The 26,385-nt window shown below is 41.1% G+C and carries 33 protein-coding genes and 1 riboswitch; of the genes, 26 read left to right on the plus strand and 7 right to left on the minus strand.

Features of this window, described 5'->3' with window-relative positions; translation table 11 throughout:
- The first annotated feature begins 212 nt into the window (after nucleotides 1-212).
- On the plus strand, nucleotides 213-983 hold the full coding sequence (locus HWX64_RS19455) for a M23 family metallopeptidase (RefSeq protein ID WP_175991166.1): 771 nt from the start codon (nucleotides 213-215) through the stop codon (nucleotides 981-983).
- Nucleotides 984-1,058: 75 nt separating this feature from the next.
- Nucleotides 1,059-1,195: riboswitch (FMN riboswitch) on the plus strand.
- Nucleotides 1,196-1,350: 155 nt separating this feature from the next.
- Complete coding sequence (locus HWX64_RS19460; RefSeq protein ID WP_175991167.1) at nucleotides 1,351-1,920, plus strand: ECF transporter S component; 570 nt, start codon at nucleotides 1,351-1,353, stop codon at nucleotides 1,918-1,920.
- Between the two features lie 113 nt (nucleotides 1,921-2,033).
- Here the strand turns inward: HWX64_RS19460 and HWX64_RS19465 are convergent, their stop codons facing one another.
- Nucleotides 2,034-2,282, minus strand: coding sequence for a ferredoxin (locus HWX64_RS19465; RefSeq protein ID WP_032087848.1), 249 nt, complete (start codon nucleotides 2,280-2,282; stop codon nucleotides 2,034-2,036).
- Between the two features lie 226 nt (nucleotides 2,283-2,508).
- Between HWX64_RS19465 and HWX64_RS19470 the strand changes: the two genes are divergently transcribed.
- The 5 genes from HWX64_RS19470 (at nucleotide 2,509) to HWX64_RS19490 (ending at nucleotide 6,888) form a co-directional block, all read left to right on the plus strand.
- The gene (locus HWX64_RS19470) at nucleotides 2,509-3,576 is read left to right on the plus strand and encodes a helix-turn-helix domain-containing protein (protein WP_175991168.1); all 1,068 of its coding nucleotides are present in this window, start codon (nucleotides 2,509-2,511) and stop codon (nucleotides 3,574-3,576) included.
- A complete protein-coding gene (locus HWX64_RS19475; protein WP_175991169.1) occupies nucleotides 3,554-5,017 on the plus strand; it encodes an ATP-dependent DNA helicase RecQ in 1,464 nt (487 codons plus the stop codon). The genes HWX64_RS19470 and HWX64_RS19475 overlap by 23 nt, the downstream gene beginning before the upstream one ends.
- A 9-nt stretch (nucleotides 5,018-5,026) precedes the next feature.
- Nucleotides 5,027-5,641 carry a CPBP family intramembrane glutamic endopeptidase gene (locus tag HWX64_RS19480; protein ID WP_175991170.1) on the plus strand — a complete coding sequence of 205 codons (615 nt, stop codon included), beginning with the start codon at nucleotides 5,027-5,029 and terminating at the stop codon, nucleotides 5,639-5,641.
- The gene (locus tag HWX64_RS19485) at nucleotides 5,619-6,320 is read left to right on the plus strand and encodes a LysM peptidoglycan-binding domain-containing protein (RefSeq protein WP_175991171.1); all 702 of its coding nucleotides are present in this window, start codon (nucleotides 5,619-5,621) and stop codon (nucleotides 6,318-6,320) included. The genes HWX64_RS19480 and HWX64_RS19485 overlap by 23 nt, the downstream gene beginning before the upstream one ends.
- A gap of 112 nt (nucleotides 6,321-6,432) precedes the next feature.
- Nucleotides 6,433-6,888 carry a YpbF family protein gene (locus tag HWX64_RS19490; RefSeq protein WP_175991172.1) on the plus strand — a complete coding sequence of 152 codons (456 nt, stop codon included), beginning with the start codon at nucleotides 6,433-6,435 and terminating at the stop codon, nucleotides 6,886-6,888.
- 53 nt (nucleotides 6,889-6,941) lie between these two features.
- Here HWX64_RS19490 and HWX64_RS19495 read toward each other — a convergent pair whose 3' ends face one another.
- The 3 genes from HWX64_RS19495 to HWX64_RS19505 are packed head-to-tail and all read right to left on the minus strand — an operon-like array spanning nucleotide 6,942 to nucleotide 8,025.
- The gene (locus HWX64_RS19495; protein WP_175991173.1) at nucleotides 6,942-7,511 is read right to left on the minus strand and encodes a manganese catalase family protein; all 570 of its coding nucleotides are present in this window, start codon (nucleotides 7,509-7,511) and stop codon (nucleotides 6,942-6,944) included.
- A gap of 27 nt (nucleotides 7,512-7,538) precedes the next feature.
- The gene (locus HWX64_RS19500; RefSeq protein WP_172248825.1) at nucleotides 7,539-7,799 is read right to left on the minus strand and encodes a spore coat protein CotJB; all 261 of its coding nucleotides are present in this window, start codon (nucleotides 7,797-7,799) and stop codon (nucleotides 7,539-7,541) included.
- 4 nt (nucleotides 7,800-7,803) lie between these two features.
- Nucleotides 7,804-8,025 carry a spore coat associated protein CotJA gene (locus tag HWX64_RS19505; RefSeq protein ID WP_175991174.1) on the minus strand — a complete coding sequence of 74 codons (222 nt, stop codon included), beginning with the start codon at nucleotides 8,023-8,025 and terminating at the stop codon, nucleotides 7,804-7,806.
- 153 nt (nucleotides 8,026-8,178) lie between these two features.
- Here HWX64_RS19505 and HWX64_RS19510 point away from each other — a divergent pair, with 153 nt between their 5' ends.
- From HWX64_RS19510 to HWX64_RS19540, 7 genes are all read left to right on the plus strand, one after another.
- Nucleotides 8,179-8,814, plus strand: a complete 636-nt coding sequence (locus HWX64_RS19510) for an HPP family protein (RefSeq protein ID WP_175991175.1) — start codon at nucleotides 8,179-8,181, stop codon at nucleotides 8,812-8,814.
- A 62-nt stretch (nucleotides 8,815-8,876) separates the two neighbouring features.
- The gene (locus tag HWX64_RS19515; RefSeq protein ID WP_175991176.1) at nucleotides 8,877-9,260 is read left to right on the plus strand and encodes a hypothetical protein; all 384 of its coding nucleotides are present in this window, start codon (nucleotides 8,877-8,879) and stop codon (nucleotides 9,258-9,260) included.
- Nucleotides 9,253-10,020: a metallophosphoesterase gene (locus tag HWX64_RS19520; protein ID WP_175991177.1), complete on the plus strand. Its 768-nt coding sequence runs from the start codon at nucleotides 9,253-9,255 to the stop codon at nucleotides 10,018-10,020. Before HWX64_RS19515 ends, HWX64_RS19520 begins: the two co-directional genes overlap by 8 nt.
- A 95-nt stretch (nucleotides 10,021-10,115) precedes the next feature.
- On the plus strand, nucleotides 10,116-11,024 hold the full coding sequence (locus HWX64_RS19525; protein ID WP_175991178.1) for a MerR family transcriptional regulator: 909 nt from the start codon (nucleotides 10,116-10,118) through the stop codon (nucleotides 11,022-11,024).
- Nucleotides 11,025-11,096: 72 nt separating this feature from the next.
- Nucleotides 11,097-11,690: an adaptor protein MecA gene (locus HWX64_RS19530; protein ID WP_175991179.1), complete on the plus strand. Its 594-nt coding sequence runs from the start codon at nucleotides 11,097-11,099 to the stop codon at nucleotides 11,688-11,690.
- 317 nt (nucleotides 11,691-12,007) lie between these two features.
- The gene (locus tag HWX64_RS19535; protein WP_175991180.1) at nucleotides 12,008-13,285 is read left to right on the plus strand and encodes a Glu/Leu/Phe/Val dehydrogenase; all 1,278 of its coding nucleotides are present in this window, start codon (nucleotides 12,008-12,010) and stop codon (nucleotides 13,283-13,285) included.
- Nucleotides 13,286-13,580: 295 nt separating this feature from the next.
- Nucleotides 13,581-14,546 carry a YpdA family putative bacillithiol disulfide reductase gene (locus HWX64_RS19540; RefSeq protein WP_175991181.1) on the plus strand — a complete coding sequence of 322 codons (966 nt, stop codon included), beginning with the start codon at nucleotides 13,581-13,583 and terminating at the stop codon, nucleotides 14,544-14,546.
- Nucleotides 14,547-14,592: 46 nt separating this feature from the next.
- Here the strand turns inward: HWX64_RS19540 and HWX64_RS19545 are convergent, their stop codons facing one another.
- A complete protein-coding gene (locus HWX64_RS19545; protein WP_175991182.1) occupies nucleotides 14,593-15,567 on the minus strand; it encodes an asparaginase in 975 nt (324 codons plus the stop codon).
- 86 nt (nucleotides 15,568-15,653) lie between these two features.
- Here HWX64_RS19545 and prsW point away from each other — a divergent pair, with 86 nt between their 5' ends.
- Nucleotides 15,654-16,340 (plus strand): glutamic-type intramembrane protease PrsW, encoded by a 687-nt coding sequence (prsW, locus tag HWX64_RS19550; RefSeq protein WP_175991183.1) that lies wholly within the window; start codon nucleotides 15,654-15,656, stop codon nucleotides 16,338-16,340.
- Nucleotides 16,341-16,716: 376 nt separating this feature from the next.
- Here the strand turns inward: prsW and HWX64_RS19555 are convergent, their stop codons facing one another.
- A complete protein-coding gene (locus HWX64_RS19555; RefSeq protein WP_175991184.1) occupies nucleotides 16,717-17,061 on the minus strand; it encodes a hypothetical protein in 345 nt (114 codons plus the stop codon).
- Between the two features lie 288 nt (nucleotides 17,062-17,349).
- On the opposite strand from HWX64_RS19555, the gene sleB reads away from it, so the two are divergent.
- The 8 genes from sleB (at nucleotide 17,350) to fni (ending at nucleotide 24,308) form a co-directional block, all read left to right on the plus strand.
- Nucleotides 17,350-18,150: a spore cortex-lytic enzyme gene (gene sleB / locus HWX64_RS19560; RefSeq protein WP_254871249.1), complete on the plus strand. Its 801-nt coding sequence runs from the start codon at nucleotides 17,350-17,352 to the stop codon at nucleotides 18,148-18,150.
- Between the two features lie 14 nt (nucleotides 18,151-18,164).
- On the plus strand, nucleotides 18,165-19,511 hold the full coding sequence (gene ypeB / locus HWX64_RS19565) for a germination protein YpeB (RefSeq protein WP_175991185.1): 1,347 nt from the start codon (nucleotides 18,165-18,167) through the stop codon (nucleotides 19,509-19,511).
- A 154-nt stretch (nucleotides 19,512-19,665) separates the two neighbouring features.
- On the plus strand, nucleotides 19,666-20,313 hold the full coding sequence (locus tag HWX64_RS19570; RefSeq protein WP_175991186.1) for a flagellar brake protein: 648 nt from the start codon (nucleotides 19,666-19,668) through the stop codon (nucleotides 20,311-20,313).
- A 100-nt stretch (nucleotides 20,314-20,413) separates the two neighbouring features.
- A complete protein-coding gene (locus HWX64_RS19575; protein ID WP_175991187.1) occupies nucleotides 20,414-20,602 on the plus strand; it encodes a YpfB family protein in 189 nt (62 codons plus the stop codon).
- A gap of 132 nt (nucleotides 20,603-20,734) precedes the next feature.
- Nucleotides 20,735-21,400: a (d)CMP kinase gene (cmk, locus tag HWX64_RS19580; RefSeq protein WP_175991188.1), complete on the plus strand. Its 666-nt coding sequence runs from the start codon at nucleotides 20,735-20,737 to the stop codon at nucleotides 21,398-21,400.
- Nucleotide 21,401: 1 nt separating this feature from the next.
- Nucleotides 21,402-21,974, plus strand: coding sequence for a 1-acyl-sn-glycerol-3-phosphate acyltransferase (locus HWX64_RS19585; RefSeq protein ID WP_175991189.1), 573 nt, complete (start codon nucleotides 21,402-21,404; stop codon nucleotides 21,972-21,974).
- Nucleotides 21,975-22,100: 126 nt separating this feature from the next.
- A complete protein-coding gene (gene rpsA, locus HWX64_RS19590; RefSeq protein ID WP_175991609.1) occupies nucleotides 22,101-23,234 on the plus strand; it encodes a 30S ribosomal protein S1 in 1,134 nt (377 codons plus the stop codon).
- Nucleotides 23,235-23,249: 15 nt separating this feature from the next.
- Complete coding sequence (gene fni, locus HWX64_RS19595) at nucleotides 23,250-24,308, plus strand: type 2 isopentenyl-diphosphate Delta-isomerase (RefSeq protein WP_175991190.1); 1,059 nt, start codon at nucleotides 23,250-23,252, stop codon at nucleotides 24,306-24,308.
- A 59-nt stretch (nucleotides 24,309-24,367) separates the two neighbouring features.
- Here fni and HWX64_RS19600 read toward each other — a convergent pair whose 3' ends face one another.
- A complete protein-coding gene (locus HWX64_RS19600; protein ID WP_175991191.1) occupies nucleotides 24,368-24,499 on the minus strand; it encodes a YpzI family protein in 132 nt (43 codons plus the stop codon).
- Nucleotides 24,500-24,603: 104 nt separating this feature from the next.
- Here HWX64_RS19600 and HWX64_RS19605 point away from each other — a divergent pair, with 104 nt between their 5' ends.
- From HWX64_RS19605 to HWX64_RS19615, 3 genes are read left to right on the plus strand one after another with little or no spacing between them, the layout of a single operon-like run.
- On the plus strand, nucleotides 24,604-25,218 hold the full coding sequence (locus tag HWX64_RS19605) for a hypothetical protein (protein ID WP_175991192.1): 615 nt from the start codon (nucleotides 24,604-24,606) through the stop codon (nucleotides 25,216-25,218).
- Entirely contained in the window at nucleotides 25,215-26,111 is an 897-nt protein-coding gene (locus HWX64_RS19610) for a YIEGIA family protein (RefSeq protein WP_175991193.1), read from the plus strand. Before HWX64_RS19605 ends, HWX64_RS19610 begins: the two co-directional genes overlap by 4 nt.
- On the plus strand, nucleotides 26,108-26,299 hold the full coding sequence (locus HWX64_RS19615) for a capping complex subunit for YIEGIA (protein WP_175991194.1): 192 nt from the start codon (nucleotides 26,108-26,110) through the stop codon (nucleotides 26,297-26,299). Before HWX64_RS19610 ends, HWX64_RS19615 begins: the two co-directional genes overlap by 4 nt.
- Nucleotides 26,300-26,385 lie beyond the last annotated feature (86 nt).

The raw sequence follows: 26,385 nt of genomic DNA on the forward strand, positions 1-26,385 counted from the left end.
ACTGAAATGGAATGTGAAAATTCTATTTCGGTCATTTTTTTTAGTTGATGGACTTTTCTTGGTATATTTATCTCCATCCTACGTAAACTACCAGAAGGGAATTTTTCACATTTCATATTTTTGGAAGGTTTTACATACAGTTTTAAGTGTAGTCTTTTGGCTTTAGTAATGGCCTTTATACGAAGTACTGGGGTACCTTAAGGAGGACAAGCATGCTGTTGGATTATGTAAGAAGGTTTTTGATTGTTATTTTATTGGCTATATGTGTGAGTATCATGTTCCTTACCGGTAAGGAAGTGAAAGCCATGGCCAGCGAACCAGAAGGAAGATGGATTTTTCCAGTCAAAGGGGTAATAACAGATCTCTATGGAACGCGCTCAGGCCATCATAAAGGAATGGACATCGCGGGGGAAGTGGGCTCACCTGTATTCGCAGCTGAAGGAGGAATAGTGAGCAAATCGTATTATTCGGAAAGCTATGGCCATGTAGTATTTATCTCACATGAGAACGGATATGAAACGGTGTATGCACATCTCAATGATAGGGGGGTGTCTGAAAATCAGCGGGTGGGGCAAGGTGACCGGATCGGAAGTATGGGGAATACTGGAAGATCAACGGGCGCTCATTTGCATTTTGAAGTACATAAAGGGGAATGGACCATGGATAAACAAAATGCAATTGACCCTTTTGAACTTTATGGGCAAGGGGAAATCGGACAGTTGGTGTTTGCCAAAGAACATGATCCTTATCAAACGTTTGAAGCATCGGTAAATATAAAAAAGGCTCCTGAACAAGTCGTTGACCAAAAGAGGAAGATTGTAACGGAACCGCATCTCATACATACTGTAAAAAAGAATGAAACTTTATGGGGGATTTCAAAGTACTATGGGTTGACTGTGGAAGACCTGCTGGAACTGAACAATCTTGAAATGAAGGATATCATCTACCCTGAGCAAAGGCTGAGAGTACAGACGCGAAGTTGATTACTTCGAATTCGAAATGTTTTCCTTTCAAATTGATCATTTCTTATGTATAATGATAATGTATAAAAAAATAAGATTCGTCTTCGGGGCAGGGTGAAATTCCCTACCGGCGGTAATGAAACACTGATTGTTTCTAAGCCCGCGAGCCTTTAGGGGCAGGATTTGGTGAGATTCCAAAGCCGACAGTACAGTCTGGATGGGAGAAGATGAAGGTTTTAGCCAAAACGTTTAGAAAATGGGAAGCTGAACGTTTATTTGGGTACGACTTTTCAGAACTCCGGGATGTTAGTTAATCTGGGAGTTTTTTAGTGGTGCACAGGCTGAACGATCTTCTATGTGAGATGAATCTCCAAAGGGAGAGAATGCAATGAAAAAAATGACGACACGTACGTTTGTAACAATAGGTATGTTAAGTGCCATTTCGTATGTATTAATGCTTTTTAACTTCCCAATACCACCATTCCCTAAATTTCTGATGGTTGATTTCAGTGATGTACCAGCACTGATTGCCACCATTACTTTAGGACCGCTTGCCGGCATACTTGTTGAACTGTTTAAGAATATCATCGACTATGTCATGACAGGCAGCGATACGGGTGTTCCAATCGGACACTTTGCAAACTTTGCAGCAGGAGTATTCCTGATCTTGCCGACTTACTACGTTTATTCCCGCTTTCAATCCAAGAAGGGGTTAATTGCAGGCTTGGTTACAGGAACGGTCGTAATGAGCATAGCGCTGGGGATACTGAATTATTTCGTCCTGCTTCCTGCTTACAAGTATTTCATGAATTTTGAACTGCCTGCAGGAATCATCCTTACGGGAATCGTGCCTTTTAACATTCTAAAGGGTGCGCTGGTTACCATTGTCTTCTTATTATTGTTTATTCGTCTTCAAGGCTGGCTCACGAAACAGGTTACTGTAAACAGGGCAGCTTGATGATCATATGATAAAGATAAAGCTCTGTCAGCTTTTGCTGACAGAGCTTTTAATATGCAAATGATTCGCATTAGAAAAGGCGACCGTCATCGATCGCCTTTTAAGTATGATGACTATTCAAATTTAAGTGCGTCACCATCAAATGGTTCGTCTGCAACTTTAATCGAGTCTGTCGGACAACCTTCGAATGCATCGATCATGTCATCTTCAAGCACATCAGGCACTTCGACAGTACCCTGGTTATCATCAAGGGTCACAAATGCGATCCCTTCATCATCATAGTCATAAATATCCGGAGCTGCAGCCCCACAAGCTCCACATGCAATACATGTATCTTTGTCAACGATTGTATATTTTGGCAACGAAAAAACCTCCTGAAAAAAATTCTATATAATCAATCATTCATTATACATAAAATGAGTTAGAAAAATAACCTAATTTATATTTTATAGAGGAACGTAGAACATTTCAATAGTTAGACCCTTTATTTATTATATTTATCCTATCTGTATAAAACAAAACATCGAAAGAGGTGAATTTCGTGGTACAATATTTGACAATAACCTGCAAAAACAGAGGGGCACTCCAATGACGTATTTAAACTTTGTAATAGTATATTGTTTAAGGCAGTTGAATGGTGAGCGATCCATTTACTCTGTTTATCATATTCTTAAGGGCAAGAAATCGTCTCAGTCCATTCAAGACGCGCATTTATTTCAATTACATACTTTTTTTCTGTCGCTGCCCAACCTTTCCCGTGATTATTTTAATCAAAAAATAAATGAATTGGCAGATGGCCATTTCATCGAAATGAATGAAGACTCCAGAGCACACCTGACCGAAAAAGGTGAAGAGGTAATAAATGAGTTTCAGTCAGCCTTTTTTCCTTACCATATGAATGGATTGGTATATGGTGATCGAGGCATCACATTTTGGAGAAGATTGAATTTACTTGTACAAGTACTCTCAAATACGAAGCATAAAGAAACCTCGTATTTTCCAGTTCAGCGCAACAGGAATGTTCAGGGATGGATAAAAAAATTTCTGAGGGGAGTCGCACATAGAGACGGGCTGGCAATTGCCTTGTTCAGGGAACTCCATGGTGTATTAAGCGTGATGGAGGCAGAAGAAGATCCTTCATTGCTCGTATACCGATTAACCGGTTTCCACGATTATGGTTTAACCGAAGTTCAAACAGCTGACAAATTGAATCTGCATGGTGAGGAATATCGCTTTAGGTTTCTTAATTTACTTCATGGGGTATTGTCAAAAATTGATCAGCATAAAGAGGAGTACGCCATATTATTTTCAGTGAGTACCGTGAGTCAGCAGCAAAGGAACTTGACGATTTCAACTGCCAAAACATTCGAATTATACAATCAGGGTCATTCAATCGAGGAAATTTCACGAATCAGAAAGCTGAAAGTCAATACAATAGAGGATCATTTCATAGAAATCATCTTAACGCAAGATGATTTTGATACAGGGCACTTCATTGCGCCGGGGGAACTTCGAAAGGCGGTTTCAGTAATGAAGGAACTAGGTACGAGAAGACTCAAGCCGATAAAGGAGAGGCTGCCCCATTTAACTTACTTCCAAATCAGAATCGCGATAGCAAAGGCTGGTGAAAGAAATGAATCTCCAACAAGAACTTAACGAGAGGTTTGGATATCCTTCATTCAGGCAGGGGCAGAAAGAAGTGATCCAATCCGTTCTGGATGGAAGGGATACTCTGGCCATGCTTCCAACGGGAACCGGTAAATCTTTATGTTTTCAATTTCCGGGGTACCTCCTCGGAGGGCACGTCGTCATCGTATCTCCTCTGCTTTCTTTGATGCAGGATCAGGTGGAGCAGATGAAGGTCAAGGGAGAAAAGAAAGTCATTGCCATCAATTCTTTTTTATCCTTCCCTGAAAAAAAGCGTGCCCTTGAACGATTACACACGTATAAGTTCATTTTCATATCTCCAGAGATGCTTTCTAATCCGGACATCTTTGAAACTCTCCAGGCATTGGAGATATCTTTATTTGTCATCGACGAAGCACACTGCATCTCCCAATGGGGACCGGATTTCCGTCCCCACTATTTAAAGCTTGGTGAAGTCAGGAAGGGACTGGGGAATCCTGTTACCCTTGCATTAACCGCAACCGCGACGAAAGAAGTAAGGGAAGATATTGAGGAAGTGCTCCAGCTCGAGAAGGCTGTCGAGATCATCCACTCTGTAGACCGCAGAAATATAGCCATTAAAGTTGAGAAGGTTCGATCGCATCAGGAAAAAGTAAATAAGCTTATCGAGTATGCGGCTTCCTTAAAAGGGGCGGGGGTCATCTATTTTTCCAGCAGAAGGCTGGCAGAAGAAATATCTGCTGTTCTCAGGGAAAACGGCATTGAAGATGTCACCCATTATCATGGGGGAATGGATCAGGAGGAGCGAATCCTCATACAGCAGCAGTTTTTAACAGATAAATTACGTTTGATTTGTGCTACATCCGCTTTTGGGATGGGTGTAAATAAAGAGAATATACGTTTTGTCATTCACTTTCATTTTTCCTCCAGTCTGGAGGCCTATTTACAGGAGGTTGGAAGAGCGGGAAGGGATGGACATAACAGTGCGGCAATCTTACTATACACAGAACAGGATTTCTCACTGCCTCTGCAGTTAATGGAAGGGGAGCTTCCGTTCGATCATCAAATAGAGGGGTTTGTCACTTCCCGCCAGGAAGCATCTGAAGATGAATTGACTGCTTCGTTGCAACTGTCTGATATTCAATACAGATTTTTACTGCACTATGTACAAGAAGGTCAAGGAAGTGACGGGGGTCGGCTGATTCATAGAATAAAACATATAAGGGATGAACGGCTCCACTATAAAAAAGGAAAGCTCCTATCAATGATGAAATGGCTCCAAGGGGATTCCTGCAGGAGGGAATCGATCCTTCATTATTTTGGTGAAAAAATGACCGATCAACCGAATGATTGCTGTGATATCTGTGGTTTTACGATTTCCGATTTTTATTCATGTGACATCGAGGATGAAGTGAGCGGTTTACCGGACATGCACTGGGCACAGAGATTAGAAAAAATTTTAATGGGATAAGTGATGTGAATGAAGAAGCAAGGCGAAATCATTAAACAGCTCACAAAAAAACAGTTAACCTTTCATTTGTTTTTTACTCAAATTGTACTATTAACGATTTCCTTTTTATTAGGTATATTCTTATTTGAAGAATGGTCCACTTTTGGAAGTCAGTTCCGGTGGACATCCTCCATTTGGACAGTGGGGCTTTCGTTAGGATTGATTGTCGTGATCCTTGACTTGGTATTGATGAAATACCTTCCCTCTGATTTCTATGATGATGGGGGAGTGAATGAGCGGATCTTTTCAGACAGAAGTACAGGAGAGATTGCGCTGCTGGCCATCGTCATTGCGGTCAGTGAGGAGATCTTGTTCAGGGGCGTGCTGCAATTTCACCTTGGACTTATTCTTTCCAGTATCATTTTTGCTGTCATTCACTTTAGATATTGGGCACATTGGTTCCTTATTATGAATATTGTGGTGTTGAGTTTCTTGATTGGCGTGATTTATGAACTGACCGGTAATTTATTGGTCACCATTATGATGCATTTTATCATTGACTTTTTATTAGGGCTATACATGCGTTTTAAGGCAAGTCAAGCAAGTAAAGAAGGGATGTCTCATGAACAAAGACCCATTTCGTGATCAAGCAGATAAATTAAAACAAAAGATTGAAAGGGTGCCAGAGGAACCTATTACTAAGAAAAAGGACCCTCTGCCGCCAAGAAGTGAACTTCATCGAGAAAAAAAGAAAAAGAATAAAGTTAAACTCAAATATCCTTTAATCAGCCTATTGCTATTATTTTTTATATTAATGCCTTTGACTGTATTCAGTATATATTCATATTTTGATAACCGTAACGAACCTTTGCTGTTCCTATCAGAAGAAACAAATGAAGTAGAAGAGGTTCAGTATGAGCGGGCTGCTGAAGAAGAGGAGAGTGGTATTGTTTCAGAGGAAAATCCAGAGGCTGAACAGCCGTCCGAAGAGGAAACAACAGATTCTGGTGAAAAAGAGGGAATCCGGCATTCTGCAGATGAAGGAGAAGGTGCAAAGGGTGATACAAAACTTCCGGCCGCAAAAGCTGCTGAAGTAAAAGAACCGGAAAAAATTGAGCCTGCTCCCGAAGGTAACGAAGAACCAAGCCAGGAAACAAATTCGAAAGTCCTTTATCATACCGTGCAGCCCAGTGAAACGATTTTTCGCATTGCGATGAAGTACTATCACTCGCAAGACGGGATCGAAATCATTAAGGATGCTAATAACCTGCCAAACAATGAAATACAATCCGGACAAGTCTTGAAGATACCACTTTCGGAATAATTAGTACCCCGCCATTTGGCGGGTTTTTTGCATAATGACGCTGAATTTTTTGGAATGGGGGATTCTAGGGAAATGGACAAGTTCATAGAATGAAATAAGGGAGGGGAAGAGTATGCATGACTCAATCCGCGAATTTGAAGATTGGACAGATCCGGCAACAAAACAAATGCTGAATAACCTGGTTGAAAGAAAACAAAAGTTTGATCTTGCAAAAAAGAGGCATTTATATATTTTATGGATAGCCATTATGACAGCATTTTGCTTCTTATACTATTTAACGAAGGCAGTACTCGAGCCATACTCTTATTCCTTTGGAGCGATGTTTTCTGTTTATGTATCCGAATCGCTGCACTTATTTATTTCGGTCTTTCTTGCAGGGCTCTTCGGTGCGGTGAAAGTCCTGCATCAACTTAAGGAGAAAAAAGAAAAAGAGTATCAGGATCTCCGCAAGGAAATCATAGACAGGAGCAAGGATCTCTGGAAAGAAGAAGCGTGGAAAAAGCGGCACCAGGTATTCGATAAGATGAAAAGCCAATTCGACATCAATCTTTACCATGGCAGTAAGTAATAAAAGCGTTTGACAGGCTTGCCTGCCAAACGCTTGTGTTATTTACGTATCTATCAGAAAAATCTTTTTTTGCCTTGTTCATCTTTAAGTATTTCAGCAGCTTCCCTAAAACGTTGAGAGTGAACAATTTCACGTTCCCGCAGATATCTGAGTCCGTCATTCAAATCAGGGTCATCACTCAAATTGATGATCCACTGATAGGTTGCCCTGGCCTTCTCTTCAGCTGCGATATCTTCATAAATATCGGCGATTGGATCTCCTTTGGCAGCAATATATGATGCGGTCCAAGGCACACCTGCAGCGTTATGATAGAAAAGGGCGCTGTCGTGGTTCGCATAGTGAGCATCCAATCCTGCTGCTTTCATCATTTCGGGGGTAGCATCTTTCGTTAATTTATATATCATGGTCGCGATCATTTCCAAATGTGCAAATTCTTCAGTCCCAATGTCCGTAAGCAGTCCGATTACCTTGTCAGGAATCGTATACCTCTGATTCAAATAACGCAGTGCTGCCGCCAGTTCACCGTCGGCACCGCCGTATTGCTCCACTAGGTACTTTGCAAGAGTCGGGTTGCATGTGCTGACTCTTACAGGATATTGAAGCTTCTTTTCATATGCCCACATTTGTATGGATTCCTCCCTTACTGTGTCTTATACCTGCCATGGCCAAGGTGCATCTTTCCAGTCCCATGGATAATTTGAATAGCTGTAGCCGAAGTTGGTCAGGGGACCGAATTCTTTTTCGAATTTCTTTTTTATTTGCTTTCTTGTTTTCACGTACATATTGTATTGAGAGATTGCATCGTGATCATCGGGGTGGGTGTCCAGATATAACGTGAGTTCGAGAACGACGAAGTCGACTGCTTGTAACTCCTCCAATATTTCGTAATAATGTGCAGGAAGTTGTTTCATGTTTTTATTCTCCCTTCATTTTTTCATAGGGACTGTAGTAGGGATCATAAAACACTTTCCATAATGTCCCTTTTCTCAATGCTTCTTTTGGCGGGTATTGTTCCAAATTTGGCGGCTGAAACCCCAAGAAAAGGTTAGGAGGTGTAGAGTAAACCTTTGTAGTAATTGGTTTACATGGATCAAAAGGGCTCACATATGGGTGCCAGCTTCTATAAAATTCATGCACGTAAATCCCTCCTGTTTTTGAAATTCCTTCGTAACAAGATATGAAATGATTTAACAGAACATGTTAGAAAAATTAATAACCCCTTGAAAGAAGGGAAAATGCTTAAATATGTTGAATAAATACTTGTAGGATATTAATAAAGAGGTGGTTCAATTGTTCGTAAAAAATGCAATGATTCCAAAACACAAATGCTATGTAGTCAATGAAAATGACTCGATTGAAAAAACGCTGGAAGTAATGGAGCATCATAAGATTGATGGTCTTCCGGTATTATCGAATGATAAGTATAGCGGGGTCGTCACCCGGTATAATATTTATCAGAGTTTCTTCCTTTCAGGAATGGAAAGAGATAAGTTCCTTAAGGAAACAAGAGCGATTGATATTGCCATTCACCAGGATAATTTCTTGATTGAAAGCAATGTATTTGAAGATACATTAGTGGAATTACAGGATTTTCCGATATTATCAGTTATAGATGAAAATAGAAGATTTCTTGGATTGATTACACGCTATGATGTATTAGATCAATTCAAGAGCGCTTTCGGGATGGATCGTCAAGGAGTAAGGATTGCTTTTACATCCGTTGAAACAGAAGGAAGGATAGCCCGCCTTGGAGATATCATCCAGCAGTATTCGGAGTCGGTCATTTCCCTGGTCACTTTTGATGCAACGGATAAGCTGCTGAGACGAATCGTACTCAAAATTGAAAAGAAAGATAATATTGATAAGTTCATCAATAAATTGGAGAAATCAGGCTTCAGGATTTTACACATTCAGGAAGAAGATTGATCCATATAAAATTCACTGTATGAAATACGATCCTTCTCATAAGATTTATGGGAGGGATTTTTTTGATGCATTTTGCTGTCAGGCTGGTCGGTACATTTTTAATGGGCTATCTATTTATCAAGTGGTTCCCGGATGTTGAATCACACCAAACGTCGGATGTGATCGTTGAATTGGTCTTGCATCCAGTTGAATTTTTTGCTGCATCAATCGTCTTTATTTTTGGTTTGGTCGTCCAGGGTAATTTGATGAAGTTCGAATTTTATTATTTGATACGTTTATTCAAAGGGCACTTACATAAAGAGCTGATGATTATTCCTGTTCATGCATCCATGATTTATGGACTGACGTTATTTGGGTTGTGGGAAACCCTGTTTTTTTCCTTTTTAGCGGTCTTTTATGGTATCATTTCTTTAGATTTGCGTCGGCAAGGAGGCCATCATGCTTGAATTTATAAGTGTATCACTATTGGGAGGAGGCGCTCTTCTCCTTTTTATGTTTTATGAAGCACATCGAAATGAAGTGAAAACCCATTTGTTCACATTTCCCCGTTTCCCTAAAGACGGCACCCTGACCATTTTTTTAATATCCGATATACATAAGCGCAAGCTGGATTCAGATATGATAAACCATGTTAAGGAAAAGGCGGATATCGTTGTTATAGGAGGCGACCTGACTGAAAAAGCGGTGCCGATGTCAAGAGTGGAACAAAACCTGGATAAATTAGCATCCATCGGGTCTGTTTATTTTATTTGGGGTAATAATGATTATGAAGTGAATACCGATGAACTCAAAAGGCTTTTAAAGAAAAAAGGTGTTAATGAAATCGAGAACGATTCATTGAGTCTTCAGTTTGACGGGGGAGTCGTCAATCTCATCGGAGTGGATGACGCAAGTACTCAAAGGGCCATATTGCCTCAGGCTCTTTCAAAGGCAGACCCGGCTGGATTCAATATCTTATTAAGCCATGATCCCCGTCTTGTTAAACAAGTAGGCATAGAAGATGGAATCGATCTGATGTTAAGCGGGCACACCCATGGAGGTCAGATCCGTATACTTGGCTGGGGTCTCTACAAGAAAGGAAGAATAGAAGAACTTCCCCAGACTATGTTACTAGTCAGTAACGGGTACGGTACTACAGCACTTCCGCTTAGATTGGGTGCTCCGTCTGAAACACATCTGATTACAATTAAAAGGGATGATGAATGAACAAAACCTATTCATTGCCTATACAAATTTTACACTGTCGGGAATCTTTACTATAATCTAAAAGAACATATGTAAAGAAACCATGGGGGATTTCTATGAACGATCAAAATATGAACGGTAAATATAATATTAAGGCAGTATCCAATATACTCGGGATACAACCTGGAACCTTAAGGGCTTGGGAAAGAAGATACAATATCATTGCCCCGGTCAGAAATGATTCAGGGCACAGACTATATACAGAGCAGCATCTGCATATCTTGAAATGGCTCGTCGCAAAAGTGAAACAAGGTTTCACGATCAGCCAGGCGGTTGCATTATTGGACAAACAGGAACTGGAAGAAAGTGAAGTCAGCCAGACTGAGCATGGGGATAGAACCCAGAATATCTCAGATGAGCTGTTGAAAGCCCTGCTCAGGTTTGATGAATCCAAAGCACACGAGCTCATCAATAAAGCTTTTTCGATTTATACAATCGATAAAGTGGTGATTGATATTCTTGGGAGTTTACTAGTGCAAATCGGTGATCTGTGGGAGAGGGACAAAATTACCACGGCTCATGAACACTTTGCGAGCTCCATCTTGCGTTCCCGTATAGGGAGCATCATGCATTCCTTTCCCCATAACGGGATTCTGCCTAAAGTGGTGGCTGTTTGCGGACCGGGGGAATGGCATGAATTGGGGCTGTTGATCTTCACCCTTTATGTAAGGAGAAAAGGATTCGAAGTCATTTATCTCGGGTCGAGCATCAAGGAAGATGATATAGATGTGGTCCTGAACGAAGTGAACCCGAAGTTCCTGTTTTTCTCATGTACTATGTTGGATAATGTCAACCAATTACTTTCGCTTGTTTCTTCTCTCAAAGAAGAACATGAAGAACTGGAGATTGGGATGGGTGGATTTGCAATCGATCATTTACCTGCAGCTATGAAAGAGAAATACGGGGACCATATTGTAGGACAGTCCAAGGCTCAATGGGAAGATTGGTTGAAAAGTAAATTATAGAGGTTTTATGCACTGTTTTGTGCCCCCTACATAGTATGATGGTAAGTCGTCACACTCTTGGGGGGCACGCACATGAGACTTGAGCGAATTTCCGATAATAAAATTAAATTTTCCATAAGTGTAGAGGAGCTCGAGCAAAAAGGCTTGTTTGAGCAGGATCAATGGAAAGACTCATTGATATGGCATGATCTTTTCGAAGACATGCTGGATGAAGTCCAAGGGAAATTTGGCATTGAGGCACAAATGGAAATTACAGTGGAAATTGAATCTTTCGATGATGAAGAAATTTGTATGATCCTGACTTTGGAATTGGACGATGAGGACTATTCAGATGTCGAAGGAAGCATTGAATTGTTCCATCCCATCATTGAAAAAGACCTGTTGTTCCACTTTGCAGATCTGGACGGAGTAATCGATGTAATGAACCGGCTCCGCCATACCCAAAAGTTCCAGTCCGGCTCCCTGGAGATCAGCTTTTTCCACTACGAAGCTAACTATTACCTCCTTTTTGAGAACATCCCCCGGAGCCTGCATCTCATGATAGAGTCAGTGGTCCTTGAATATGGTACATTATCAAATCAAACCAAATATATGATCATGGAATATGGTCATGCCATCATTCTGAAGCATACGATGGAAAAAATGACAAATTATTTTCCTTCATAGACCCTGTTCATCACTTTTAGGCTTGCCTAAAGGTGTTTTTATTTTGGGCAGCTATTGCGATTAAGACAGCTGCAGTGAAATGTACGTTTACATATATTTTTTGAAAAAGCACCCTCATGATTTTGGCTGTTTTAAAAGGGATAATCAGGGAATGAATATAATAAAGAAGCTCATTCCCTGATAAATGACAGCGTTTTCAAAAAAGTTGTCGATTTTTGATTTTCTATCTTTGCAAGAGGAAATCAAACGTGTATACTATGTCATGAAAGCGGACTAGGATCCGCACTACAGTGAATGATACTGGGAGGTTTACATACATGGTAGCCGAGAAGGAGAAAGAAAATCACCAAACATCTGAAAAGAACGATGTATTGAAATCCACACAAACGGTTATTCATCTCGCATTAGATAAATTAGGATATCCAGAAGAAGTATACGACTTATTAAAAGAACCTGTAAGAATGCTGACAGTTAAAATACCTGTAAGAATGGACGACGGAAAAGTGAAGGTCTTTACAGGCTACCGCGCCCAGCACAATGATGCGGTGGGTCCCACGAAAGGCGGCATACGTTTCCATCCGAATGTTACGGAGAAAGAAGTGAAAGCCCTTTCGATTTGGATGAGCTTGAAGTGCGGAATAGTTGACCTTCCTTACGGGGGAGGAAAAGGCGGCATCATTTGTGATCCCCGTGACATGTCTTTCAGGGAGCTTGAGCGGCTGAGCAGGGGATATGTAAGAGCCATCAGCCAGATTGTCGGGCCATCAAAAGACATACCAGCACCCGATGTTTTTACAAATTCACAGATCATGGCGTGGATGATGGATGAATACAGTCGGATCGATGAATACAACTCTCCTGGATTCATTACCGGGAAACCGCTGGTTCTGGGAGGTTCCCATGGGAGAGAAACGGCTACTGCAAAAGGTGTGACGATTTGCATCCGGGAAGCAGCCAAGAAAAAAGGAATAAAACTTGAAGGAGCCCGCGTCGTTGTTCAAGGGTTCGGAAATGCAGGCAGTTTCCTGGCAAAGTTCATGCATGATGCCGGAGCCAAGGTCATCGGGATTTCGGATGCATACGGAGGCCTTCATGATGAAGACGGGTTAGACATCGATTATCTGTTAGACCGGAGAGACAGCTTTGGGACGGTGACAAAATTATTTAACAACACAATCACAAACCAGGAATTGCTTGAACTTGACTGTGATATACTCGTTCCTGCGGCCATAGAGAATCAGATTACCGAAAACAATGCACATAACATTAGAGCAAGCATAGTGGTGGAAGCAGCCAACGGGCCCACCACATTGGACGCAACGAAGATTTTGACTGAAAGAGGTATTTTGCTTGTACCCGATGTTCTCGCATCTTCAGGCGGAGTCACAGTTTCCTACTTTGAATGGGTTCAAAATAACCAGGGCTATTATTGGACGGAAGAAGAGGTAGAAGAAAAGCTCGAGAAAATTTTGATCAATTCATTTAACAACGTATATGATACCTCTCAAACAAGACGGGTGGACATGAGACTCGCTGCCTATATGGTCGGCGTAAGAAAAATGGCCGAAGCCTGCCGCTTCAGAGGCTGGATTTAATCTTATATCATTAAATGAGGATGGGGCTTCCCATCCTTTTTATTGTCTTTATAAGTCCTTAATAGAGATAAAAAATTGATTGAGATTATTTCCATCATTTGTTTTTGACGGAAATCAAATGCTGTATGTAAATGCCATTTTACACTACTAAGGTATTAAGTTAACCATTTGATTAAACACTTGCTTTGACCAATGAAAAAAATTACTCCATAATAATCAGAGGAGAATGTTTCTTTCATAGGAAAACGAATACTAACTTTTAGTGATATAAAGCAATTTGAAGGAGTGCCTGAAGTTGAGAAATGAAGAATGCATCATCGTAGGCGGGGGACCATGTGGTTTATCAGCGGCGATTCACCTTGCCGAACAGGGGATCAATCCTTTAATCATTGAAAAAGGGAATATTGTAAATGCGATATACAATTATCCTACTCACCAGACCTTCTTTTCTTCAAGTGAAAAACTGGAGATCGGCGAGGTGCCTTTCGTGATTGAAGAACATAAACCCCGCCGTAATCAAGCCCTTGTCTATTATCGTGAAGTGGCTAAGCGTAAAAATCTGAGAATCAATCGTTTTGAAACGGTCAACAAAGTCGATAAAAAGGAAGATGGCTTCATCATCAGCACTTCCAAAGAAACGTATCGGGCTCAGCACGTCATCATTGCGACTGGCTATTATGATAATCCAAACTATATGGATGTCCCTGGCGAAGAAAAAGAGAAGGTCTTTCATTATTTTAAAGAAGCCCATCCTTTCTTCGATACGGACGTGGTTGTGATCGGCGGGAAAAATTCAGCGGTGGATGCTGCATTGGAGTTGAATAAAGCGGGAGCAAGAGTAACGGTTCTTTATCGCGGCAGCGAATACTCCAAAAGCGTTAAACCATGGATCCTGCCGAATTTCGATGCCCTCGTGCGCAATGAAGAAATAAAGATGGAATTCAATGCACACCTGGAAGAAATAAGAGATGATACTGTCCTTTATGAGGTAGAAGGTGAAAAGAAAGAAATAAAGAATGATTTTGTGTTTGCCATGACGGGGTATCACCCTGATCACAGCTTTCTTACAAAAATAGGCATAGGTATAGATAAGGAGACAGGCAGGCCTGCATTCGATCCTGACACCATGCAGACGAATGTGGAAGGTGTTTATGTAGCCGGTGTTATTGCTGCAGGTAATAATGCAAATGAAATATTCATTGAAAACGGCCGGCATCACGGCGGATTGATAGCAGAATCAATCAAAGGAAAGCGAAAGTAAGAAAGAGCCCGCAATCGAAGCGGGCTCTTTTAATGTTTACGGCTCGTTAATTTCTGAAGATGCGTTCCAGTTCTTGAAAGTCATTTGTTTGAGATAAGGCCACCATTAGTTTGATCCGTGCCTTTTGGCCATTCAGACCATTGGAGAAGATGACTCCTTTTTCTTTTAGCTGTTTTCCGCCACCGGTATAACCGTAGACATCCTGGGCAATCCCGTTAAAGCATCTGGACACGAGGACGACGGGAATGTTATTTTCCAACAGCTCAGAAACACCAGGCACAGCTTCAGGGGGAAGATTACCCTGCCCGAGCGCTTCTATAACCACACCGTCATATTGAAGATCTTTGATCGCAATCAAGAGACTCGAATCCATCCCTGCATATGCTTTTATAAGAGTGACTCTTTTAGTAATGTCACACACTTTGTAGCTTTCTGAAGAAGTTGGTTGATGATGGTATAAGATTCCTCTTTTCGTCACGATTCCGATTGGTCCATACTGTGGACTTTGAAAAGTAGATACGTTACTTGTATGTGTTTTTGTCACATTTTTCGCTGAATGGATTTCATCATTCAATACAACCAGAACGCCTTTCTTTTTTGATTGAGGCTCTGCAGCCACCCGCACTGATGAAATCAGGTTATAAAGTCCATCCGCCCCAATCTCATTGCTTGACCTCATTGCCCCGGTCACCACCATTGAAATGGGAAGTGAAACCGTTAAGTCAAGGAAATATGCCGTTTCCTCCAGGGTATCCGTACCGTGGGTGATCACAACCCCGTCGAATGACCGCTTTTTATATTCTTGCTCGATTAAATGCTTTATCTTATGCATATGTTCAATGGTGATATGTGGAGAAGGAAGGTGAAATGCTTCGACTACCTCTACATTGGCTAAATTGGATACCATCGATGTTTGGACCGACAGAGGATTTTCTTTACCCGGTGCGACGGAACCCGTATCCTTGTCTTCCATCATTGAGATGGTGCCTCCTGTATGTATGACCAGTACATTTTTTTTCATTGCATCATTCCTCCTGGAATTTCTTATTTTCATTCCTAGTTTATCATGATACGATTAAGAAAACTGAAAGAAAAGAGGACTTTTTTATGCTGGTGGTTTTATCAGCGGGTATAGCACCAGGGTTAGCACTATTGAGTTACTTTTATTTGCGTGATGAGTATGAAGCGGAGCCGGTTGCGTTAGTATTTAAAACCTTCATATATGGTGTTTTAATTACCTTTCCAATAATGTTTCTTCAGTATGTACTGAAAGTAGAAGGCATTGTCACTTCCAACTGGTTGAATGCATATATTTCTGCTGGTTTACTTGAAGAATTTTTTAAGTGGTTCATCCTGATGGTCGCCATCTTCCAGCATTATCACTTTAATGATCCATACGATGGCATTATATACGGGGCAAGTGTTTCTCTTGGTTTCGCCACGGTTGAAAACATATTATTCCTGCTGGCTAATGGAGTGGAATATGCATTTGGCAGAGCTTTGATGCCTGTGTCGAGTCATGCATTATTCGGTGTTATGATGGGTTATTATCTCGGTAAAGCAAAGTTTTCTGTACGTGATCAGCGGCGCAAATGGCTTCTGATATCGATAGTGGTTCCGTTAACATTGCATGGAACATATAATTATATCTTTTTGTCTGAAAAAAATTGGATCTATTACATGGTTCCATTTATGTTATTTCTCTGGTGGCTGGGATTAAAGAAAGTCAAGCATGCCCACCGGTTAACGGCCAGCAAATATTCTCATGTTGAGTTGGAGAAAGAGATCCTATAAATTTAAACAGGTTGGGGCTGAAATAAAAAATCACCACACAAATGTGCACTATTATAGTGTGGGCTATTAATACCGCTTTTGATTTCCGTGCAAGACTTCGCTTTCCGCGGGTAGCCCGTGAGCCTCCTCGGCTTCGCCTGCGGGGTCTCACATAAGCTACTCTTCCCGCAGGAGTCTTCGTCTTGCACTCCAATCAACCGCTGGTAAAAGCTAAAATACAAATATATATTTGTACAAATTAAAAACCGAACTGATTTGCATTCTATAAGGCAAATCAGTTCGGTTTTTATTTAAACTAAAACATTTTTTTGTCCCTGCCTCTTTATAATGGCATAGCTTATGCTTATCGCCTCTGAACAGGCCGCCTCCGCTTTTCTTATTTGTAAGCAGCTGCAAGATCGGTCTTAGGGGCTTCCTTGCGTTTAACTTCATCGATTTTGTTGACAAACATTTGGAACACTTTCCTTTTTTCATCGAGCTCTCTTATGTACTCCTTAAGTTCACTATACTTTTCCTCGAACGGCTTATGATACATTTCACGGATATTTTCAATGATTTCTTCATTCACTGTAGACTGAATGACCTGCTTTGTGATTCCGTACTTATAAGAATACACTTTCAGTTCCTTCTTTACATCATCATAATCCGTGTTGATTTGATCCAATACCTCAGATATATCATCTTTCCATTCATCCAGTGATTTTGCTAAATAATCCTCCATAATTGCCTCCCCTTTGTAAAAGACTTGATTGTCCCTCCTCCATTATAACGAAGGTAGTTTACATGCCTTTTTCTGAAACATTACATTGTCTTATCAAAAGGATGCTTGATCCCTGAAGAGGCTAAAAGAAATCTTTATATAGTGTGCGTCTATTATGTTTGCCAATTTTTATTTTTCAACTTGTATAAAATGGGTAGCTCTACAAAAACTAGGGTTAATGTTAATTGAAGATATGGAGGGTAAAGCATGATGAATAGTCGCATCAAATGGTTATGTACATCTGTTATCATGGTGCTTGTTTGTTCTCTTATGATGATTTCATCTGAAGGAGAGAAAGCGGACGCTTTTACAAATCAAGTCATTCAGCATGGAGCTACAGGTGAAGATGTCATCGAACTTCAATCAAGGCTTCAGTATATCGGTTACTATAATGGAAAAATCGATGGGGTTTTCGGCTGGGGAACCTATTGGGCTTTAAGAAACTTCCAATATGAGTTCGGTCTGCCGATTGATGGGTTAGCAGGTCCGAAGACGAAAGAAAAATTAGTGAGCGCATCGAAGTATAATAAGCAATTTGTACAAGAACAAATTAAAAAAGGGAAAAAATTCAGTCACTATGGCGGAACCGATCTAAGCAAGCAGAAAGGAGCTGGAGGCGGAGGAGGGGGTCAAGCAGCACAGCCGCCGAAGGAGACCCCGTCCAAACCGACAGCTGCAAACACTCCGAATGGTTTCTCACAAAATGATATACAAATCATGGCGAATGCCGTTTACGGTGAAGCCCGTGGTGAGCCATATGAGGGGCAGGTCGCTGTGGCCGCGGTCATCCTGAATCGCATCGATAGTGCGTCATTCCCGAATACTGCCGCAGGAGTCATTTTTGAGCCGGGAGCATTTACGGCGGTTGCGGATGGGCAGATTTATTTAACTCCGAATGATAAAGCCCGGGAAGCTGTATTAGATGCCATAAACGGATGGGATCCGTCTTCCAATGCATTGTATTATTTTAATCCTGTTACTGCAACGAGTGATTGGATTTGGTCAAGACCGCAGATTAAGCAGATTGGGAAACATATATTCTGTAATTAACGAGGTGAAGGATATTGGTACGTAGTATAATAATAGCTGTACTCGTCATCGGAGTCGCAGGAACGGCCTTTTGGGGGTACCAGGAACATCAGGAGAAAAATGCGATCCTGATCAATGCGGAAAACAATTATCAACGTGCATTTCATGAGTTGACTTATCAGGTGGACCTTCTTCACGATAAGATAGGCACCACCCTTGCAATGAATTCAAAAAAGTCATTATCACCGGCCCTTGCAGATGTTTGGCGTCTTACGTCCCAGGCACACAGTGATGTCGGGCAATTACCGTTAACATTGCTGCCATTCAATAAAACCGAAGAATTCTTGAGTAAAATTGGAGATTTCAGTTATCGTGTAGCGGTAAGGGACTTAGACGATAAGCCTCTGACAGATAAAGAATATACGTCATTGGAAAACCTCTACAAACAAAGCGCAGACATACAAAAAGAATTAAGAAAGGTCCAGCATCTGGTCATCAAGAATAATCTTCGCTGGATGGATGTAGAGATGGCGCTTGCTTCTGGTAAAGAAAAGGCAGACAATACAATCATTGATGGCTTTAAGACGGTGGAGAAAAATGTCACTGGCTATGATGAAGCAAGTTTCGGATCGACCACGTTTGTAAACAGCCAAAAGAAAGATGAGAATTTTAAAAAACTAAAAGGTGAACAGATCTCTAAAAAGGAAGCTGTCGCGATATTAAGAAGGTACTCAGGAATAGATAAATCAAAAGACGCCAAAGTGGCAAGCAGCGGAAAGGGATCTAATTTCAAATTCTATAGTGTTTCAATCGGAAACGGCAAGACAGAAGCAAGTATGGATGTCACTCAAAAAGGCGGCTATCCTATTTGGTATATCAATAATCGTGAAGTGAAAGAAAGTAAGATCAGCCTGAACAAAGCTGCTGAGCAAGCAACAAAATTCCTTAAAGAAAATAAGTTCGAGAAACTGGAATTGTTTGAAAGTGTTCAATATGACAAGTTAGGAATATTCACCTATGTCACCGTCCTTGATGGTGTGCGGATTTACCCGGATTCAATTAAAGTGAAAGTAGCACTCGACAATGGCCAAATCGTTGGTTTCGCCGCAGAGGAATATTTAAGAAATAACCATGACCGTGAAATAGCAAAACCAAGTCTGGCTTTGGAAGAAGCGAAGAAAGAAACGAACCCAAATTTAAAAGTCATGGAAGAAAGACAGGCGGTCATCGTAAATGATTTGAATGAAGAAGTGTTATGTTATGAATTCTTAGGTATGCTCGGCAATGACACCTATCGCATTTTCATCAATGCCAATACAGGTGAAGAAGAAAAAGTCGAAAAGCTTAAAAATGCAGAACCGATTTATGAAGAAGTCGTGTAAAGAGGGAAAGACGGTATCTTTGAATAAGGTATCGTCTTTTTTTATGGGCTGAAGTTATCAATAAATTAGCAAAAAAAGTATGGAAAGGAAGTATTTTACGTGACATAATAAGGATACATATAAACAGAAGCTCAGAAAGTGAGAGTAATGTGCAATGATCAAAGCCGGAACAACACTGCAACTTGAACCTGTTCATAATGATACATTTGAAACATACCGCTGCAGGGTGGTGGAATCAGGACATGACGGGATATATATCGATTATCCAATACATACGAAAACGGGGAAAACTGTTTTTTTAATTAACGGCACCCAGCTAAAAGCAAGCTTTATCCAGAATGAACAAACCGTCCTGATGTTTGAGACGGAAGTACTAAGCAGGAAAATTGCAAAGATCCCCATGATTCATATTCACTACCCGGGGGAAGACGAATTGGTTAAGATCCAAAGAAGACAATTTGTCCGCGTAGAAGCTAATGCGGATATCTCCCTTTACTTCGACGATCAGTATCATCCCACTGTCACTGAGGACATAAGTGCCGGCGGGGGTGCTGTACTGTTAAAGGAGGGGATGGAAGTCAAACAAGGGGCACGCATCACGATGATCATTGTCCTCAGCATGCAAACCGGGGAATGCCACTACCTCGAGATAGCAGGAAGCCTCGTCCGGGTGTGGGAACGAAACAAGAAAAAAATTGCAAGCATCCAATTTCTTAACTTAACAGAAACACAGCGTCAGCTCATCATGCGCTATTGTTTTGAAAGGCAATTGGAACTGAGAAAAAAAGGGCTTCTTGAATAAATTTCCATCATTTACACATACTTTTTCTTAATGGCTGTTTTTCATTAAAAAGATAATCATGCAAAAGAGCCTCTTTAATGATAGGAAAAGAGTGAAGCCGATGAAAGCAGTGGAGCGGATATTGATAAAGCTCGTCATGATCCATTTTGTTTTACTCCTGGCTGTTCAATTTGTTTTTCATGAACTTAATATACTGCCGGAACTCCATAAAATCATATTTTATGAAGGAGTGGAAAAGATGGAATATAGTGAAATTGTGGAAACCATATCAGGAAGTCGAAGCAGGTGAATTCAGCCTGCTGTTTTTTTGTTGCAGAATTAGGTAAGTAAGCGCTTTAAAGAGAAAGTTCTTATTAAGTTGGACTGATTTTATGATAGAATAGGGAAGAAATTATAAGGAATTTAAGTAGGTGGATGTTTTATGAAATTAAGGATTGCCATTGACGGACCTGCAGCAGCCGGGAAGAGTACCGTCGCTAAGATAGTAGCAGGGAAGTTATCCTATCTTTATATTGATACAGGAGCCATGTACCGTTCGCTGACATATAAAGCATTGAAGTCAGATGTGGACTTGCATGATCAGACAAAACTGACAAAATTGCTGGAAACGACCAAAATCGATTTGGAACCTTCTGAGAAAGGTCAGCTTGTCCTCCTTGACGGGGAAAATGTAACCGATGAAATCCGTCAATCGGAAGTGACAAATTCAGTCTCACACGTGGCCGTCCATTCACTTGTCAGAGAAGAAATGGTGAAGAGACAGCAGGAGCTTGCCAGTGAAGGCGGCGTGGTGATGGATGGAAGGGATATCGGCACACATGTCATACCTGATGCAGAGGTCAAAGTCTTCTTATTGGCAAGCGTTGAGGAAAGAGCTCAGAGAAGACATGAAGAAAATGTAGCAAAAGGGTTTCCTTCAGATCTTGAAAAATTAAAAGAAGAAATTGCACGAAGAGATAAAATTGATTCTGAACGGGAAGTCGCTCCATTGAAAAAAGCAGATGATGCCATTGAGATCGATACGACATCCTTGTCAATTTCTGAAGTCGTTGACCGCATTATGTCTCTAGTGGAAAGGAAAGGGTAACGTGAATCTATATTCATTTGCGAAAGGATTAGTAAAGTCTATTCTCTCTCCTCTTTACCGCATCGAGGTTTCCGGATTGGAACATTTTCCAAAAGAAGGAGGAGTGCTGCTGTGCGCGAACCACATCGACAACCTGGATCCTCCCGTGGTCGGCATCACAGCCCCAAGGCCAGTTTCATTTATGGCGAAAGATGAACTGTTCAAAGTGCCGCTGCTTGGGAAGATCCTTCCAAAAATTCATGCCTTTCCTGTAAAAAGGGGTATGAGTGATCGAGAAGCATTGCGAAAAGGATTGAAAGTCTTGAATGAAGGAAAGGTTTTAGGATTGTTTCCTGAGGGTACTAGAAGTAAAACAGGGCAGATCGGAAAGGGTTTGGCCGGTGCCGGTTTTTTTGCTCTTAGATCTGAAGCGAAAGTGGTACCGTGCGCAATCATTGGGCCGTATAAGCCATTTAAGAAATTAAAAGTGGTGTATGGGCCGCCTGTTCCAATGAAAGAAGTAAGAGAACAAAAGCTCAATGCAGAGAAAACGACCGAAATCATCATGGAGCATATCGTCAAACTTACGAAATGATGGAGAGGACTTTCTTGCTTGACAAATAGTTCTATTTATTAGAAGTTAGTAGAAAGAATAATTTATTTAAATTGTGTAAAAATTCACAAAATAAAATCTTTGCAGTCATGGATTAAGGAGGAGTACATAATGGAAGACATGAATGGAATTGAAGTGAAAAATCTCGAGATTGGTGAAAAAGTTAAGGGTACCGTCACTAAGGTCGAAGAAAAACAAGTCCTAGTTGATGTTCAAGATAGTAAAGTGGATGGCATCATTCCAATTAGTGAACTCTCAAGCCTTCACATTGAAAAAGCTTCTGACGTAGTGAGTGAAGGAGATGTACTGGAGTTAATCGTGACAAAAGTGGAAGAGGAACTGCTCGTCCTTTCTAAGCGTAAAGTCGATGCTGAAAAAGCGTGGGAAGAAATGAAGAATCGTTTTGAAAATGGAGATGTTTTTGAAGCGGAGGTCAAAGACGTGGTCAAAGGCGGTCTGGTAGTCGATCTTGGAGTGAGGGGGTTTGTGCCTGCCTCATTAGTGGAGGATTACTATGTGGAGGATTTCTCAGACTACAAGGATAAGGTTCTTACATTTAAGATAGTAGAACTCGACCAAGAGAAGAACCGTTTGATCCTTTCCCATCGTGCAGTAGTGGAAGCTGAAAAACAAGAGCAGAAGAAACAGCTGCTGACTGACATTGAATCCGGGGCCGTCCTCGAAGGTACGGTTCAACGCATCACTGATTTCGGTGCATTCGTGGATATTGGCGGAGTAGACGGACTTGTCCATATTTCCCAGCTGTCCCATGAGCATGTAGAAAAACCTTCCGACGTGGTAACTGAAGGACAAAAAGTACAAGTCAAGGTATTAAGTGTCGACCGTGATAATGAAAGGATTTCATTATCAATCAAAGAGACACTGCCTGGGCCGTGGAGTGACATTTCTGAAAAAGCTCCTAAAGGAAGCGTCTTGGATGGGGTCGTGAAGCGATTGGTTTCTTATGGAGCATTCGTTGAGGTATTCCCTGGTGTAGAAGGGTTGGTACACATCTCACAAATTTCGCATAAACACATCGGCACTCCGCATGAAGTATTAAAAGAAGATCAATCGGTTAAAGTAAAAGTATTGGATGTAAATGAATCTGAACAACGTCTTTCTTTAAGCATAAAAGCATTGGAAGAGAAGGAAGAAGAAGTGACGGATTATGAAATGCCGGAAGAAAACACCGGATTCCAATTAGGTGAAATGATTGGAGATAAATTAAAAGATCTTAAATAAAAATGGTGATGGACTGTGACAAGAGCTCAACGAAAACGGGATCATATAAATTTCGCCCTTTCAACAGGGCAGCAGGATAAGACGGGTTTTGAAGATGTGAAATTTGTCCATCAAAGCCTTCCGAATTCAGCACTTGATGACACCGGCCTCCAGTCCCGAATTGGCGAACTTTCTTTAAGTTCGCCAATTTTTGTGAATGCAATGACGGGCGGAGGCGGCGAATACACCTCGAAAATCAATGGTGACTTATCTATTTTGGCACGGGAAACAGGAATCGCACTGGCTGTGGGCTCGCAAATGTCCGCAATAAAGAGTCCGGATGAACGGAAGACATACGAAATTGTCAGAAAGAACAACCCTGACGGCATCATTCTTGCCAATCTTGGAAGTGAAGCAACTGTGCAGCAGGCAGCGGATGCAGTGGAAATGATCGAGGCAGATGCCCTCCAGATTCATTTGAATGTCATTCAGGAATTGACCATGCCGGAAGGAGACCGGGATTTTAAAGGTGCGATTGATCGGATCAATATGATTGCAGACAGGTTATCAGTCCCGGTCATTGTGAAAGAGACTGGCTTTGGTATTGGCAGGGAAGCAGCCCTGGCTCTTTCGGAAACTCCGATTGCAGCAATAGATATCGGCGGCTACGGTGGAACGAATTTCTCTAAGATCGAAAATCAGCGCAGACAAAGAATGCTGGGTTATTTTGATGACTGGGGAATTCCAACTGCCCTCTCCATTGTTGAAACTTGCTCAGCGAGTGATCTTCCAATAATGGCTTCTGGAGGAATAAGGAACAGTTTGGATATCGTCAAAGCGTTAAGTTTAGGCGCGTGCGCTGCAGGCATGGCTGGAGCTGTATTGAGAAGCATCATAGATAAAGGCCTTAATGAAACGATAAATGAAGTGAATGATATTCATACCGACATACGATTTCTCATGTGCGCATTAGGGTGTAACAAGATTGAAGATTTGCATGAAGTTCCTCTGATTTTATCAGGCGAAGTGCATCATTGGATGAAGGTTCGCGGATTGAAACCAGACAATTTCAGTAATAGAAAAATGAATAAATAATGAAGAAAACGGATTCCTTCGTAAAGGGATCCGTTTTTTTAGTTTCAAAGATGTTTGGTTTATTTCTGTCTTCTTCTTGATTCTTCCGGGCTTTCCATTCCTGTTGCACCCTTGTTCTGAAGCTCTTGATCACGATCAGATTCAACACGTCTGCTTTGCTTTAATTTCTTTTCTTGACGATCTCTTCCCATATCAACCACCTCCTTTACTTATTTTTTCAAGAATAAAATGAAACATGCATGAATGAATTACATAAAGATTTTCCATAATGTAGATAATAGGAGGGAATGGGGTCATGGAAGGTATTTTATTTTTATGGGTATCATGGGGATTATGGATCTATACAACATTCATGATGGGAAAGAACGAAAAGGGCCGCTTTAAGTATTCCTTCATTTTGTTGTGCATGATTTGCTTGTTTCCATATCATGTCACCCTGTTTTCATACGAGGTGTACGCAACTTACATTTTTTTAGTCGTCCTGACGTTCATCTATATCCGTCTCCTGGGTCTGAGGCAAAAACTATATATGTTGATCTGTATTTTGACGGTAGCGATGTCTTATGCGGGAATAGGCCTAATTGCCATTTATGATCCGGTACTGATGATCATCGAATCTCATCTAATTTCGGCACTTTTATCCATGAGCATTGGCTTTATATTTTATAGCACGATTAAAAAGATGAAGATTCTGTTCCTTGCAGTGCTGGCAGGCACGATGGCTGGAGAAGTATTATTGAACGTCACGTTAAATAAAATTGGATTTGGTGAATCGATTGGGAGTCACCTCTATTTGGATATGACAGCCTGCATGGCTTTGATCACCATTACATGGAAGATCATTCATGCCATGAATGGCTTGATGAGCAGCAAACTATCACCTAATAAAGGGGAAATCAAAAATTTATGAATGAGTATGTAAACCCCGTTATCTTCGGGGTAGTTGTCGGCACATTAACGAGAATCTATATGCTCCGTACGGACTATAGACAGTACCCAACGTATTTACACGGGAAAATCATACATATAGCACTTGGTTTCATAGCGGCAGGACTCGGCACGATTGCTGTACCTGCATTATTGGAAGAAAACTTCACGGCCATCACCTTTTTGACGGTGGCTGCCTCACAATTCCGTGATGTAAGAAATATGGAAAGAAACACATTGACGGAACTGGATGCCTACGAACTGGTACCACGGGGTGCAACCTATATCGAAGGAATTGCCGTGGCATTTGAAAGCAGAAATTACCTTGTGATCTTTACATCTCTAATCGCAACTTTGGTATATATTGTATTTAATTTTTATGCGGCCATTCTAGTCAGTGTGGTGTGCATGGTCATTTCACATAAATTGATGGCTGGCGGAAAGCTTAAAGATATTGTCAATATCAAGTTTGTTAAGCCGCACTTTAAGGATGCAGGACTGTACGTGGATAATATTTATATCATGAATATCGGTCTTAAAGTAAGGCAGGAAGAGATACTGAGATATGGTATGGGTTTTGTGCTATCCCCTAAATCATTCGATGCCAGATCTACGATTGCAAATCTTGGTCAAAGGCAGGCAATACTGCATGATGTGTCCACTTCATTGGGCATCTTTAAAGACTCGGGAACCCCCGCACTCACTCCTTTGGCTAAAAGAGACCTGGATGATGGAAGGGTGGCGGTATTTGTATTACCGCAAAGGAAAGACGTTGAGAAAGCCATCGCGATCCTCGGTCAGGTGCCGACACTGGAAAATGCTATAAGGATGCCATCTGAATCAAAAGCCATTCAAAAGGGGAGTAAAGCAGATTGAGTACGACTATTCAGAAATTCATTTTAGCGGCTGTAACAACTTCACCTGAAAGAGTGCCCAGCGGAACAGCGGTGTTTCATTGCAAAACAGAAGAAGAGCTGCAGAAGATCTGTGCCAACCTGGAAGCAATATTGGACGGTATTGCACATGAATTGGATCCTGGGCTGTTCATCATTGTGAAACATTGATTGCCAGTTCATTCTTTTACTGATAAAATACTAAAGTTAGGGGGACTGACCCATAAGGGAAAACGCAGCTTATGGGCCAGTCTTTA

Source organism: Bacillus sp. Marseille-Q1617, assembly GCF_903645295.1.
In the GTDB taxonomy this organism is placed as follows: Bacteria; Bacillota; Bacilli; order Bacillales; family Bacillaceae_B; genus Rossellomorea.

Excerpts from the sequence above, each read along its gene's own strand:
- HWX64_RS19480 (WP_175991170.1), top strand. The coding sequence starts at position 5,027 with ATGAAGAAGCAAGGCGAAATCATTAAACAGCTCACAAAAAAACAGTTA.
- HWX64_RS19495 (WP_175991173.1), bottom strand. The coding sequence starts at position 7,511 with ATGTGGGCATATGAAAAGAAGCTTCAATATCCTGTAAGAGTCAGCACA.
- HWX64_RS19525 (WP_175991178.1), top strand. The coding sequence starts at position 10,116 with ATGAACGATCAAAATATGAACGGTAAATATAATATTAAGGCAGTATCC.
- sleB (WP_254871249.1), top strand. The coding sequence starts at position 17,350 with ATGGTGCTTGTTTGTTCTCTTATGATGATTTCATCTGAAGGAGAGAAA.
- HWX64_RS19575 (WP_175991187.1), top strand. The coding sequence starts at position 20,414 with ATGAAAGCAGTGGAGCGGATATTGATAAAGCTCGTCATGATCCATTTT.
- HWX64_RS19460 (WP_175991167.1), top strand. The coding sequence starts at position 1,351 with ATGAAAAAAATGACGACACGTACGTTTGTAACAATAGGTATGTTAAGT.
- HWX64_RS19500 (WP_172248825.1), bottom strand. The coding sequence starts at position 7,799 with ATGAAACAACTTCCTGCACATTATTACGAAATATTGGAGGAGTTACAA.
- HWX64_RS19485 (WP_175991171.1), top strand. The coding sequence starts at position 5,619 with ATGAACAAAGACCCATTTCGTGATCAAGCAGATAAATTAAAACAAAAG.
- HWX64_RS19470 (WP_175991168.1), top strand. The coding sequence starts at position 2,509 with ATGACGTATTTAAACTTTGTAATAGTATATTGTTTAAGGCAGTTGAAT.
- HWX64_RS19545 (WP_175991182.1), bottom strand. The coding sequence starts at position 15,567 with ATGAAAAAAAATGTACTGGTCATACATACAGGAGGCACCATCTCAATG.
- HWX64_RS19600 (WP_175991191.1), bottom strand. The coding sequence starts at position 24,499 with ATGGGAAGAGATCGTCAAGAAAAGAAATTAAAGCAAAGCAGACGTGTT.
- HWX64_RS19530 (WP_175991179.1), top strand. The coding sequence starts at position 11,097 with ATGAGACTTGAGCGAATTTCCGATAATAAAATTAAATTTTCCATAAGT.
- prsW (WP_175991183.1), top strand. The coding sequence starts at position 15,654 with ATGCTGGTGGTTTTATCAGCGGGTATAGCACCAGGGTTAGCACTATTG.
- cmk (WP_175991188.1), top strand. The coding sequence starts at position 20,735 with ATGAAATTAAGGATTGCCATTGACGGACCTGCAGCAGCCGGGAAGAGT.
- HWX64_RS19605 (WP_175991192.1), top strand. The coding sequence starts at position 24,604 with ATGGAAGGTATTTTATTTTTATGGGTATCATGGGGATTATGGATCTAT.
- HWX64_RS19535 (WP_175991180.1), top strand. The coding sequence starts at position 12,008 with ATGGTAGCCGAGAAGGAGAAAGAAAATCACCAAACATCTGAAAAGAAC.
- HWX64_RS19610 (WP_175991193.1), top strand. The coding sequence starts at position 25,215 with ATGAATGAGTATGTAAACCCCGTTATCTTCGGGGTAGTTGTCGGCACA.
- HWX64_RS19490 (WP_175991172.1), top strand. The coding sequence starts at position 6,433 with ATGCATGACTCAATCCGCGAATTTGAAGATTGGACAGATCCGGCAACA.
- HWX64_RS19475 (WP_175991169.1), top strand. The coding sequence starts at position 3,554 with ATGAATCTCCAACAAGAACTTAACGAGAGGTTTGGATATCCTTCATTC.
- HWX64_RS19520 (WP_175991177.1), top strand. The coding sequence starts at position 9,253 with ATGCTTGAATTTATAAGTGTATCACTATTGGGAGGAGGCGCTCTTCTC.
- HWX64_RS19455 (WP_175991166.1), top strand. The coding sequence starts at position 213 with ATGCTGTTGGATTATGTAAGAAGGTTTTTGATTGTTATTTTATTGGCT.
- HWX64_RS19570 (WP_175991186.1), top strand. The coding sequence starts at position 19,666 with ATGATCAAAGCCGGAACAACACTGCAACTTGAACCTGTTCATAATGAT.
- HWX64_RS19555 (WP_175991184.1), bottom strand. The coding sequence starts at position 17,061 with ATGGAGGATTATTTAGCAAAATCACTGGATGAATGGAAAGATGATATA.